Below are 14,187 nucleotides of genomic sequence, written 5' to 3' on the forward strand. Positions count from 1 at the left end.
TAAAAATAACGCAGTGATGCGTTATTTTTTTGCTTTGAAAGTTTTGAGTTATGATTTGTGTTAGTCTTTATTCCTTAATAATACTTATTCTGAAATCATTCTGCGTCTCAAATATCACATTCACAAATTATAGTTTTTAGCTGTAATTACTTACTTATAATTTACAACTCACAAACCCAAAATTACCAATTCACAATTTACATTTTATAATTAACAATCCATTTCGTCTCACATTTCTAAATTTCAGTGTTTTCAAGGTCTCGTGAATCATTTGAACACAATTATGACACGAAATGGGATTAAAATAATGTTACCAATGCGCTAATTTGGTCAAAAATTAAAATGAAATTTTTAAGAGATAAATTGAAGTATCAATAAAAAAGTATATGATATTTTATCATCTATTAAAAAATAAGAGGGTATAATCTATTATTTGTATTTACAAGATTAATCTTATTTTTTTTAAAGGGCACTTCAAAAAATCTTTAGAATGAATTTTTAATTCGATAAAACTAACTTTTAACCAACCAAAAAAATTAACCAAATGGAAATTAAAACGACTTGGAAAATGTCATCCAATCTTTTAAGCTTTTTTACCCCGGGTAAAATAAAGTTTAGGAGTGCCGGATTGATTTTTTTATTGTTCCTGGCGCTCTTTGCAGAGACCAGTTATGCACAAAATGGTAATTCTCAAAACCCCGTAAAAATTACCGGAAAAGTAATTGATTCAAAAGGATTAGCATTACCCAGTGCTACCGTGATTGAAAAAGGTACTAAGAATGCAGTCACGGCAGACTTTGACGGAACTTTTACCATTACAGTATCTTCTCCGCAAGCGATACTTGTATTTAGATTTATTGGAATGAAAGAGGTCGAAAAACCTTTAAATAATGGCAAAACAATAACCGTAACCATGGTAGACGAAACCAGCGACCTTCAGGCCGTTGTAGTTGTAGGTTACGGTACACAGAAAAAAGCCTCGGTTGTAGGAGCGATTGGAACTATAAAGCCTTCGTTATTGCAAGTAGGAACGGCACGTACATTAGGAAACAACCTTGCAGGTCAGATTACGGGAATTATGGCCGTACAGCGTTCTGGTGAACCGGGCTATGATCAATCTGATATTAAGATTCGTGGAATCTCTACATTTAAAGGAGGAACTAATCCGCTTGTATTGGTAGACGGAATCGAAAGAAACCTTAACGATCTTGATCCTTCAGAAATAGAATCTTTCTCTGTTTTAAAAGATGCGGCCGCAAGTGCTGTATACGGAGTGAGAGGAGCAAACGGAGTTATTTTGATTAATACCAAAAGAGGTTTTGTTGGTGCGCCAAGAATTCAGGTAAGAACAGAATATTCGATTCAGGAACCTACAAAATTACCGGAGTTCATTAAAGCAGGCCCTTATATGCGACTTTTAAATGAATTGGCGGTAGAGCAGGGAAAACCGCTTTTATTTTCTGAAGACCGTATTTCAAAAACAGAAAACAAATACGATCCGGATTTATATCCAGATGTAAATTGGGTTGATGCCATAACTAAAGATTATGCTTTTACATCAAGATCAAATTTAAATGTTGCCGGAGGATCAGAAATTTTAAGATATGCCTTAACCGCTTCTTATTACAGCGAAAAAGGAATCCTTGCCGCAGATCCAAAACAAACCTACGATTCTGAAACAAACTTAAACCGAGCAAACGTTCGTACCAATGTCGATGTTAACGTATCTAAAACAACTTTATTAAGAGTAAATATTGGAGGATTTTTGCAAAACCTTCAAAAAGGAAACAGCAGTACAGATGCTTTATTCAACACAGCATTTGAAACAACACCGTTTGTTCATCCTGCTATTTACTCAGACGGGACTATTCCGAGAGTTTTTGCACGTGAAAATCCATGGGCGATGAGTACGCAGCAAGGATATTACAGACAAGGCGGAAGTAAGATTGAAAGTCTGGTATCGTTAGAGCAGGATTTCAAAGATATTATTACACCGGGTTTAAAAGCAAAATTTACTTATTCGTTTGACTCTTATTCAGAAAACAGAATCACACGTGGTAAATCACCGGATTATTATAATGTAGCAACTCAAAGAGACCTTGACGGAAGTTTAATTCATGGAACGGTTCAGGCTTATGGACAGGAATATCTTGGTTATGAAAGATCGGCGGAGTTTGGTAACAGACGTGTTTATCTGGAAGCGAATACAACGTATAACCGCACTTTCGGGAAACATGATTTAAGCGGACTTTTATTGTACAATCAGGATAGTTATAATGATGGAACAGCGCCACAAGCTTTTAAACATCAGGGATTAGCGGGAAGAACTTCGTATACTTTTGATAGAAAATATATTGGGGAATTTAACTTTGGTTACAACGGATCAGAAAATTTCGCAAAAGGAAACCGATACGGATTTTTCCCTTCTGTAGCCTTGGGATGGATTGCATCTGAAGAAAAATTTATGGAACCTGTTAAAGATATTTTTAATAAAATCAAACTTCGTGGTTCTTATGGATTAGTTGGAAATGACAACATTGGAGCCAACAGAAGGTTTGCTTACTTAACTACAATCAGCGATAATAACAATTCTGATTACTGGTTTGGTACAGGACAGGGAGTAAAATTTGAAGGAATTGAAGAAGGTCAGATTGGAGTAAACGATTTGACTTGGGAGAAAGTGGCAAAAGCTGATATTGGTATCGAGTTAGGAATACTGAATATGATGGACTTAACCGTAGATATATTTCAGGAGAAAAGAAAAGACATTTTTGTAGAAAGAAATACGGTTCCTACTCAGGCAGGATTTATCAATGCGCCGTGGGCCAATTTTGGAAAAATGGAAAATAAAGGAATCGAGATAGGTCTTAATATCAATAAACAGGTAACTCCGGATTTCTTTATGAGCTGGCGTGCGAACTTCACTTTTGTTGAAAACAAAGTAACAGAAAGAGACGAAGCCGAAGCCGTAAAAGGGACTTACCGTTCTGGAACAGGAATTCAAAACAATACTTTATACGGTTATACTGCAACAGGATTATATACGAACGAAGATTTTACATCGCCGGGAGTTTTAGCGCCGGGACTGCCAATTCCAACTTTTGGTACAGCGTTACGTCCGGGTGATATTAAATATGAAGACAGAAACGGTGACGGAATCATCAGCGGTTTAGACGAAGGTTTTATTGGCGGAACAACAGATCCTCAGATTGTGTACGGTTTTGGAAACAATTTAAAATACAAACAATTCGATTTTAGCTTTTTCTTTCAGGGTGTAGCCAAATCGGAGCGCATCATTGGCGGAGCGAACTTTATTCCGGGAAGCGGAACAGGAACTTTAGGAAATATTTATTCTAATTACAACGATCGCTGGACAGAAGAAAATCCAAGTCAGGATGTGTTTTGGCCAAGATTAAGTTATGGCCCTAACGTAAACAATTCAGTTGCCTCAACATGGTGGAAAAAAGACATGAGTTTTGGACGTTTAAAAACGATGGAAGTTGGATATACATTAGATAAAAAACTAATTGAAAGATTCTATCTGCAAGGATTAAGAATTTACATCAGCGGAAATAATTTATGGTACGCTTCTAATTTTAAACTATGGGATCCGGAATTGGATACAGGAAATGGTTTAAAATATCCATCAACAAAATCAGTCCTTTTTGGATTATCAATCGGACTATAATTTAAAAAGAAATTAAAATGAAAAATATATACATTAGATCGATTTTCCTTTTTCTAGGATTATTATTATCGTCATCCTGTTCTGATTATCTGGACAAAGAAAGCGATACCGAACTTACTTTGGATGGTGTTTTTGAGAGTAAAACAAAAACAGAAAATTGGCTGGCAGGCTGTTATTCCAGAATTCCGGACCCTACCTGGGGATATGCACGAAGCTTAGGATGGGAAATTTTAGGAGATGATATGACCCCGTCAGAAAGATGGCGTCAGTACGACTGGCAGGTAATTCCTTTTATTTTAGGTGACTGGTCAGTAGGTTCACAATGGAGCCCTGGATATTGGAACAATCTTCCGCAAAGAATTAGAGAATGTAATCTGCTAATACAAAACATAAAACCATTACCGGAACAAAATTTAAATGAAGATGAAGTTCGTTTAATGATTGCTGAATGCCGCTTTTTAAAAGCGTATTATTATTCTTTATTGATCAATACGTATGGCCCAATTCCTTTTAGCCCGGATGAAATTACGCCTGTAAATTATAACCTTTCAGACTTACAAGTTGGACAAACTCCGTATGATGACATTGTAGCGTGGATTAATAAAGAACTGAAAGAGGTTGAAACAATTTTGCCCGCAAATTATTCAGACGGAAGAAAGTTTGGACGTGCTACATCAATTATGTGTAAAGCCGTAAGAGCCAGAATGCTGCTTTTTGCCGCAAGTCCGCTTGTTAATGGAAATTCAGAATATGCAAACCATGTTACAAAAGATGGAAAAGCATTATTCAACTCTACTTATGATGCCAACAAATGGAAAATTGCCGCAGATGCCAGTAAAGATTTAATTCTAAGTGCAGAAGCTGCAGGACATAAATTATACACAGAAACAAACGCTGCAGGAAAAATTGACCCGTTTTTATCTTGTCAAAACTTACATCTTGTTGAAGCAAGTAAAGGAAATGGAGAAGTACTTTTTGCCCGTGTAAATGTAGAATCTAAAGAATATGACAGACATACCGCACCGGGCGGAGCAGGTGGAGCCGGAGGTTATGGTGTAACTCAGTCTTTAGTTGATGCCTTTTTTACCGCAAATGGTTTACCAATAACAGATTCTAATTCGGGATATGTTGAAAATGGTTTCTCTTCTCAGGATGGATATTGGCCAAATGGAATAACCAAATTTAATGAAGTAAAAAGTCCGGGACTTGTAACGCTTGCAGGGACTTACAACATGTATTGTAATCGTGAACCAAGATTTTATCTGGCTGTAAATTTTGATGGTGCATGGTATACAGACGGTGATAATGCCGGAAAAGACAAAGGTAGAAAACTGGAATTTTTTAACGGTAAAAAAGACAATAACAATACTCATGATGCCCCACAAAATGGATATTTAGCCAGAAAAAGAACAGATCCAACAAGAAATCCTACTATTGGTTATTTTGCCCCTCGTCACGGAATTTTATACCGCTTAGGCGAAGCTTATTTAAATTATGCAGAAGCCCTTAACGAGTCTGATCCCGGAAATCCAGAAATCCTGCTTTATCTAAATAAAATTAGAACAAGAGCCGGAGTAAGAACGTATACAACAGGCGGAACAGATGTTGACAATATTCATGTAAACAGCGATCAGGAAAGTATTAGAAAAATTATCAGAATGGAACGCAGAGTAGAGCTTTGTACAGAAGGAATTCGCTACGATGATTTAAGAAGATGGAAACTGGCAGAAACAGTGTTGAATGGGCAATTCTACGGAATGAACTTTAACGGTAAAAATGCTGATGAATTCTATAAAAGAACGGCGTATCAAACGAGAGTATACAGAAAATCTTTCTATTGGTTCCCGATATACTTAGCAGAGATAGAAAAGAACCCTAATTTAATTCAGGCTCCTTTCTGGGACAAATAACTAAAAATCAAAACAAATGAAAAATATAAAAAATATTATCTCATTTATAATAATGAGTTTGGTTTTTGTCTCCTGTGAAGACAGCGGACTTGAAAATCAGGATTGGCTTAAGCAGCCTAATTTTGCCAATCCTTTGACTATGACACTTTCGAGCAAAGAAATTGTATTAACTAAAGAGAATGAAGCGGCAAACGCCATAACATTTACATGGACACAAGGAAATGACAGAGGAGCCGGAACCAGCCTGACGTATTTTTTCAGAATGGATATTGCAGGAAATAATTTTGGCGAAGGCGCAGCACCCGGAACAAGTACAACAATTACCGAAGAAATTCCAGCAGGCGTTTTTACCAAATCGTATACCGTAGGGCAGTTAAATGGTTTATTGCTCAAAAACTTTAAACGTCCGGGAGGTGTTGTTACCAATCTTGAAGTGCAGATTATTGCGAGAGTCGATAATTCAGCACAATATCAGCTGCCGGAAGTATCTACCTCAAGTTTTGCCGTAACCAGTTACAGCCCGGGGCCATTACCATTGTTTATGGTTGGAGATGCCATAAGCGGCGGCTGGGATTACAGTGCAGGTAAAATTTTACCGGAAAAAACAGAAAGAACCATTTACAATTTCATCGGAGATTTTTCAGTAGGTTCATTCAAAGTGATTGAAAAACCGGGCAGCGAATTACCATCTTATGATCCTATTGCCGGAAACAAAATTGTGTATAACGAAACCGAACCAAGAAACAATGATAATGTCTTTAAAGTAACTCAGGCAGGCCGTCATTCTTTCTATCTGGATATTGATCAGGGAACTTATGCTTTTGGATATGTGCCTTATGAAAATGTTTATATGGTTGGAAACGCCATAACCGGTATAGGCTGGGATATTGGAAAAGCAAAACCAATGAATTGGGATCCTAAAAACCCTGAAGTATTTACCTATAAAGGGCAATTTGATGCCGGAGAATTTAAACTTGCTTTAGACTTAGGCAACTGGGGCGGCAGATTTTTAATGCCTCCTGCAAACGGAACTGTGATAAAAGGAGAAGCATCGGATAATCCAACTGTAATGTTAATGCCAAATGGATCACCGGATAATAAATGGATTATTGAAAGCGCAGGACAATATGAGCTTACTATAAATCCGGCAAAAATGACTATTCTATTGAAAAAACTGTAATAAATTAAGTAGTTAAGTGGAAGAAGACAAAACTTTTCAGTCCCGGTTGGACTGGAGAGTTTTGAATTCTTTTTTTAACTTTTTTCAAGAACTAAATAAGGCATGCTTTATAGATTTCCGTTAAAAGGAAAACGAAAAAGTTAGTAGTAATTCTTATAAAAAAACAAGTTATGATACAATTTAAAATAAATAGTTTCTGTCTTATGGATTCCGTAAGACTGCGTTTTACATTATTTTTAATGTTTATAAGTTTAGCCAATACCGTTCAGGCACAAACAAGCGGCAATCCCTTGTTTACAGGAGCCGATCCCGAAATTCATTACTTCAACAATAAATATTACATCTATACCACAGCCATTTACGGCACACAATTTCACGCCTATTCCTCAACTGATTTGACCAACTGGCATGACGAAGGACTTATTTTCGATCTCTTTCCCGATAGTCCGTGGGCACAATACAACGGCTGGGCTCCGGCAGTAGTTTTTCGCAATAACAAATATTATTTCTATTATACTGCCGAAACCAAAATTGGTCTTGCAGTAGGAAATACTCCGATAGGGCCTTTTACAGATATTGGCGCACCGCTTATTGCCACAGATCCATACACCGATGATATTATCGATGCCAATGTTTTTGTTGATGATGACGGACAGGCTTATATTTATTACGGAGGATCAGGCAAAAGCCGAATGGTCGTTCGTAAATTAAATGCAGACATGGTTTCATTAGCCACAGGCCCAACCGATATAACACCTCAAAATTATACCGAAGGTCCTTATATGGTAAAACGAAAAGGAATTTATTATATGATGTATTCCAATGGATCCTGGTTTAATGATACTTACAATGTGCAGTATTCCACTTCAAATACACCAATGGGACCCTGGACTTATAGAGGAAAAGTATTAAGTTCTAATGTAGAAGATAAAGGCCCGGGTCATCATGGTGTAATCAAAATAGGAAACTGTGATGAATACTACATGGTTTACCATCGTTACGAAAATGGCACATCGGGAGATCGAAAAATTGCGATTGACAGAATGTATTTCAATTCTAATGATTTGATTGAACCCGTAAACATGACCAATTATGGTGTGGCACCAAGAATACCGGATCAATCATGTCCAACACAAAGTATCGTTTCGGGAGGAATTTATAAATTAACCCACAAAGGGACTAATCAATGTCTGGATGTTGTTAATAACAGCAGTCAGTCGGGAGCAAACGTGCAGCAAAGTACAGACAATGGTAATGATGCACAACGCTGGGTGATAACACTCGAAGCAGACGGATTTTATAAATTAACCCACAAAGGAACAAATCAGTGTCTGGATGTTGCTAATAACAGCAATTTACAAGGCGCAAACGTACAGCAATGGCTGGACAGCAACAATAATGCACAGCGCTGGAAAATTGAAATAATGTCTGATGGTTATGCAAAGTTAACCCACAAAGGAACCAATCAATGTTTAGATGTCGATAACAACAGCAGCCAGTCTGGCGCGAATGTACAGCAATGGACAGATAACCTGAACGCGAATAATGATGCCCAAAGATGGAAATTAGATTTAATTGAAGTGCCAATTGTTTCCGGCGGAGTTTACAGGCTGATTCATAAAGGAACGAACCAAAGCCTCGATGTGAGCGATGGCAGTACACAACAAGGAGCAAATGTGCAGCAATACACCAGTAATGAAACCGATGCACAGCGTTGGGTAATTACAAAAGAATCAGATGGTTTTTATAAATTAACGCATCGAGGTACAAATCAGGTTTTAGATGTAGATAACAACAGCAGTCAGCCCGGGGCCAATGTACAGCAATGGTCAGATTTGGGAACCGATGCACAGCGTTGGAAAATAGAATTAATGAGTGACGGTTATTTTAAACTGACCCATAAAAACACGAATTTATGTCTGGACGTAGTAAATAACCTTGCAGAACCGGGAACAAACGTACATCAGTGGACCGATAATAACAACGATGCACAACGCTGGAAACTGCAATTACTAAAATTCACCCCAACTTTAGGAACTGCCAAAATTTCGAAGCCTTTACCAAATGCTGCAGAAACTTTAAATGTATATCCAAATCCGGTAAAAAATACGCTCTTTTTTACTTCAGAAATGGCAGGAATAAAAGTTCAGGTTTATTCAGAAACCGGAAGTCAGGTTTCGCAGCAAATAGTAAAAGAAAATAGTATCGATGTTTCGGGCTTGGCAACAGGAATTTATTTTGCTGTTTTTGAAAAAGACGGAACAAAAGTTACAAAACGATTTATTAAAAAATAAACGGAGAATGAAAAGTAAATACTTCAAATAAGATCATTAAAATCATTATTTTAACGAAACGATTTGAAGTATTTATTTAAGATTAATTTTAAAATAAAATATGAAAACAAAACAATTTTTAGTTACAATTATTTGTCTTGCTTCCGCAGCTTTATCCGCTCAGGAATACAAACCCGAAGCCAATCCTAAAGCAATGGTAGTTTCAGGCAATGCCAGATTTACAGTACTTTCGCCGCGTGTAATACGTATGGAATGGAGTTCAGACGGAAAATTTACAGACAATGCTTCGCTGACCTTTGTAAACCGAAATCTTCCCGTGCCGTCGTTTACCAAAAAAGAAAGTAATGGTGTACTACAAATTGTAACCGATGTCGTAAAACTTAAATACAAAACAGGTTCAGGCAATTTTAACGACAAAAATTTAAGTGTAGATTTTATAGTAAACGGTAAACCTGTTTCATGGAAACCCGGTTTAGCAAACACTAAAAATCTGTTAGGAACAACCCGAACGCTGGATGGAGTTGACGGGCCGGCTAAGGAACTGGAAAAAGGTATAATTTCTCGTGATGGATGGTATTTAATAGACGACAGCGAACGCCCGCTTTTTGATAATTCAGAGTGGCCGTGGGTTATGGCGCGTCCGGGAGATAAACCACAGGATTTATACCTTTTTGCCTATGATTCTGATTATAAAGCGGCCTTAAAAGACTTCACTGATATTGCCGGAAAAATAGCCATGCCGCCAAGATTTGCCTTTGGTGCATGGTGGTCACGATACAGAGAATATTCTGATACTGAATTTCGTGATCTTGTTGGTGAATTTAAAATGCATGACGTTCCGCTTGATGTATTTGTAATCGATATGGACTGGCACGTAAAATCGTTACCTGAATTTTTCAAAAACGGACAAAGACAAAGAGATCAGGCCGGAGAAGATTCGGGATGGACTGGTTTTACATGGAATAAAAACTTGTTTCCTTCTCCTGAAAAATTCTTAAAATGGACAAATGAACAGCATCTTAAAACCTGTTTAAACCTACATCCGGCTTCAGGAATTCAGCCTTTTGAAGAAGTATATCCGGAAATGGCAAAAGCAATGGGAATTGATCCTTCTACCAAAAAATACGTGCCTTTTGATATTACCGATAAAAAATTTGCTACCAATTACATGAATTTGGTATTACATCCTATTGAAAAAGCGGGTGTTGATTTTTGGTGGTTAGACTGGCAGCAATGGGGAAGTACCAATATTCCCGGAGTTAATCCAACTATTTACTTAAATTATGTGCATTACAGCGACATGGAACGCCAAAACAAAGTGCGTCCGCTTATTTTTCATCGCTGGGGCGGACTTGGAAACCACAGATATCAAATAGGATTCTCTGGCGACACACACGTATCTTGGGAATCATTAAATTATCAGCCTTATTTTACTGCTACAGCTGCCAACGTTGGATTTGGATATTGGAGCCATGATATTGGCGGACACCAAGGCGACGCAGGAACTGCAGAACTGTATACAAGATGGATTCAGTGGGGCGTTTTTAGTCCGATATTCAGAACACATGCAACCGCTGCACCACAGCACGAAAGACGTATTTGGGCTTATCCGCTAGATAATTTCCTTATTATGAGAGAAGCGTATCAAATGAGATATTCTCTGGTTCCGTATTTATATAATGAAGCACGCAATACGTACGAAACAGGAGTTTCTACCGTGCACCCGATGTATTATGATTATCCAAAGGAAGAAACCGCTTATGCTACACCAAACGAATATATGTTTGGGCGTGATATGATTGTACATCCTATAACAAAACCTATCGAAAAAGGAAGTGTTTTCCTAACGCATGAAACATGGCTGCCAGAAGGTAAATGGTATGAATTGAGCACAGGAAATATTATAAAAGGAGGTAAAAAAGTTGCAATGCCTTTTACTTTAGGAGATACTCCGGTTTTTGTAAAAGAAGGCGCTATTATTCCGATGCAGTCAAAAGTGGAAAGAACAGATGAAAAACCTCTAAATCCTTTAATTCTTGCTTTCTATCCGGGTAAAAAAGGAAATTTAAAACTGTATGAAGACGAAGGCAATAACAACAACTTCAAGAAAAATGCTTTTACGTATACGCCAATAACTTCAGAACAAACTGGAAATAAAACCAATATTGTGATCGCGCCTGTAGAAGGTTCATTTCCCGGAATGCTGACTTCAAGAAGTTATGAACTGCGTTTTCCATGTTCATTTCCTCCAACAGCGGTATCAGTAAACGGACAAAATATTCCGTACAGCGAAGAACCTAAAGCAGGAACCTGGTCATATGTAGGAGACGATTTTGAAACCCGTATTTATGTACCCGAATCTTCAACGAATACAAAAATTTCTGTTGAGGTACAATTTCCAGATTATGATCAGCAGCTTCTTTCGGGGAAAAAAGGACAAATTAAATACATGAAAAATTTCGAAACATTTCGTTTGTTAAACAATTGGAATGATGGATTATACAGTCCATTCGAAATAATGTCACTTTCTCAATTTGGTCAAAATATTGAATATAATATTGCCGATATTAAAAAAGAAATTGATGGATTTAACACCCGCTGGAATAGTGCTTTATTGACTATTCAATCTATTAGTGAAACCAATAAAGTCTACAAACCTTATTACGAATTACTGAAAATCTACGGAAAAATTGCCGAAAGACCAGAATTTAAAAACAACGAAACAGAGTTAGAATCGGATACAAAAGCAAAAGTGGAGTTTATTCAAAAAGGAACTGATAAAATTTATTATACTACAGACGGTTCTGTTCCAACACGTAATTCACAGCTTTACACAAAAGCATTTGAAGTTAATGTTCCGGCGCGTGTAAATGCAATTGCAGTTCCGGTGGGCGAAGGTTCAGCGAGTTCTGTTATTTCGAAGATATTTTACAATAAAAAAACAGGTTTAAATTATAATTTATACAAAGGAAAATGGAGCAAAATACCTGATTTTAGTAAACTTACTCCAGTTGATAAAGGTTATGCCCCAGATTTTGATTTAAACAAAATTAACCATGACGACAACAATTATGGCTTGGTATATAATGGATTTATAAACGTTGCGGAAGATGGAAAATATACTTTTTATGTTTCGTCTGATGATGGAAGTAAATTCTATATCAATGATCAATTGCTTATTGATAATGATGGACTGCATGGTTTTGACGAAAAAAAATCGGAAATAATCTTAAAAAAAGGATTAGTTCCAATTCGATTAGAATATTTTCAGGAAAGTTATGGCGCAGGATTATCAGTTGACTTTTCATCAGACAAAATCGCTAAAACCAGTCTTTTTCCTTCTATTTAAAGAGAATTTTTTAGAAGTAAAAAAGACATAATACTATTAAAAAAGGATGAGCAAAATGTTCATCCTTTTTTACTATTTTTACTAAGGTTGGAAATCCAAAATCCAATCTTTACCCAATATTTAAGAATTTACTAACTGAAAAGACTGAAAATAAAATTCAGTTTATCAATAAAATAAACCACATGAAAAAAGTTATAGCAGCAGTTTTGATTTTATCTTTCACACAAATGATCCAGGCTCAAAAAGGTTTTAAACCTCTTTTTGACGGAAAAACCACCAATGGCTGGCATACTTACGGAAAAACTTCGGCTCTGGCCGGATGGAATGTTGAAGATGGATTATTGCATTTTAATCCCGATGCGGCAAAAGACGGACAAGGAGGAGATTTAGTAACCAATGCTGAATTTGAAAATTTTCATTTAAAATTAGAATGGAAAATATCACCAAACGGAAACAGCGGAATTATTTTTTATGTGAACGAAGATTCTCAAAAATACCCAAACACATTTAGTACAGGTTTAGAAATGCAGGTTCTGGATAACGACGGACATCCTGACGGAAAAATCACAAAACACCGCGCGGGAAATTTATACGATTTAATTGAAAGTAAATCAGAACCGGTAAAACCAGTGGGAGAATGGAATAAAGCCGAAGTTATCAGCAACAAAGGAAAATTAACCCTTATTTTAAACGGCGTTGTCGTAGTAGAAACAACACTTTGGGATGAGAACTTTAAAAAATTAATAGCAGGAAGTAAATTTGCCGACTGGGCAGGATTTGGAACATTCAAAAAAGGAAAAATAGCGTTGCAGGATCATGGAAACAATGTATGGTACCGCAATATTGAAATAAAACAATTATAAATAAACAGGAACAAAATGAAGAAAACGTTTTTTTTACTTTTTAGTTTAATCTTAATTACAAGCTGTCAAAAAGAGAGCAGTAAACCTGCAATTGTTAATCCTCCTTTAAAAGTTAAAAAAGAAGCTCCAAAAAAAGATGTATTAGAATATGGTATTGATGAAAATGACAAGGAAATTTATAATGCATCATCAGTGGATTCCCGGCCAGAATATCCGGAAGGCATGGATAGGTTTAATATTTTCCTGACGAAGACTTATGTTATGCCGAAAAAAGCAGTTGAAGAAGAAGCGATGGGCGGTATTTTTACAGTTATTTTAATAGAGAAAGATGGAACATTATCAAATATAGAAATTCTTCGCGATTTTGGTTATGGATCAGGCAAAGAAATGCTAAGGGTTATGAAATTATGTCCTAAATGGACGCCTGCAATAAAAAATGGAAAACGAGTAAGATGTTTGTACAGCTTTCCTTTTTATACTAAGTAGGTAAATTTTTTATAAGCAAAATTGCCTATTAACTGCGGTGTTTTAAAAAACAGCCAAAATTTCTCAAAGCAATAATAACAGGAATAATGCCTTTACCGTTTTCGGTAAGGCTGTATTCCACTTTTGGCGGTACTACAGGATAATGCCCGTGTGATAGGTGCAAAAGGTATAATTACCTGCGGATATAACAATACTACAAAACCAAACATAGCCTTTGTAGAAATCAAAAGAGGTTTAGACTGGAATTATGAGTTAGAAAAGATCGAAGTTGATTATGGAAGCGGTTTTCGTTTTGAAGCAGAAGCTTTTGCAAATCACATTAAAAACTATAATAAAAAGGAACAGGTTTCAATGATGAATGAATCTGTAGATAACATATCAACTATTTTGGATATTCTGAATATCATTAAAAAATAA

Annotated in this window: 9 protein-coding genes; 8 read left to right on the forward strand and 1 reads right to left on the reverse strand. The window is 36.5% G+C overall.

The window, feature by feature from the left end:
- The first annotated feature begins 544 nt into the window (after window positions 1–544).
- The 7 genes from APR43_RS00950 to APR43_RS00980 all read left to right on the forward strand — a co-directional run bounded on the left by APR43_RS00950 (window position 545) and on the right by APR43_RS00980 (window position 13,770).
- Complete coding sequence (locus tag APR43_RS00950; RefSeq protein WP_240514905.1) at window positions 545–3,688, forward strand: SusC/RagA family TonB-linked outer membrane protein; 3,144 nt, start codon at window positions 545–547, stop codon at window positions 3,686–3,688.
- A 17-nt stretch (window positions 3,689–3,705) separates the two neighbouring features.
- Window positions 3,706–5,598, forward strand: a complete 1,893-nt coding sequence (locus tag APR43_RS00955; RefSeq protein WP_053470479.1) for a RagB/SusD family nutrient uptake outer membrane protein — start codon at window positions 3,706–3,708, stop codon at window positions 5,596–5,598.
- Between the two features lie 16 nt (window positions 5,599–5,614).
- Window positions 5,615–6,778, forward strand: coding sequence for a SusF/SusE family outer membrane protein (locus APR43_RS00960; protein ID WP_082356362.1), 1,164 nt, complete (start codon window positions 5,615–5,617; stop codon window positions 6,776–6,778).
- Window positions 6,779–6,948: 170 nt separating this feature from the next.
- Window positions 6,949–9,072, forward strand: coding sequence for an RICIN domain-containing protein (locus tag APR43_RS00965; protein WP_082356363.1), 2,124 nt, complete (start codon window positions 6,949–6,951; stop codon window positions 9,070–9,072).
- A gap of 100 nt (window positions 9,073–9,172) precedes the next feature.
- Window positions 9,173–12,421, forward strand: coding sequence for a TIM-barrel domain-containing protein (locus tag APR43_RS00970; RefSeq protein WP_053470482.1), 3,249 nt, complete (start codon window positions 9,173–9,175; stop codon window positions 12,419–12,421).
- 182 nt (window positions 12,422–12,603) lie between these two features.
- Complete coding sequence (locus APR43_RS00975; RefSeq protein WP_053470483.1) at window positions 12,604–13,284, forward strand: DUF1080 domain-containing protein; 681 nt, start codon at window positions 12,604–12,606, stop codon at window positions 13,282–13,284.
- A 15-nt stretch (window positions 13,285–13,299) separates the two neighbouring features.
- The gene (locus tag APR43_RS00980) at window positions 13,300–13,770 is read left to right on the forward strand and encodes an energy transducer TonB (RefSeq protein WP_053470484.1); all 471 of its coding nucleotides are present in this window, start codon (window positions 13,300–13,302) and stop codon (window positions 13,768–13,770) included.
- Window positions 13,771–13,798: 28 nt separating this feature from the next.
- Here APR43_RS00980 and APR43_RS00985 read toward each other — a convergent pair whose 3' ends face one another.
- Window positions 13,799–13,891: a hypothetical protein gene (locus tag APR43_RS00985; RefSeq protein ID WP_240514906.1), complete on the reverse strand. Its 93-nt coding sequence runs from the start codon at window positions 13,889–13,891 to the stop codon at window positions 13,799–13,801.
- Window positions 13,892–13,893: 2 nt separating this feature from the next.
- On the opposite strand from APR43_RS00985, the gene APR43_RS00990 reads away from it, so the two are divergent.
- Window positions 13,894–14,187 carry a hypothetical protein gene (locus tag APR43_RS00990; protein WP_053470485.1) on the forward strand — a complete coding sequence of 98 codons (294 nt, stop codon included), beginning with the start codon at window positions 13,894–13,896 and terminating at the stop codon, window positions 14,185–14,187.

The sequence above is a fragment of the Flavobacterium sp. NLM genome (assembly GCF_002210235.1).
GTDB lineage: Bacteria > Bacteroidota > Bacteroidia > Flavobacteriales > Flavobacteriaceae > Flavobacterium > Flavobacterium panici.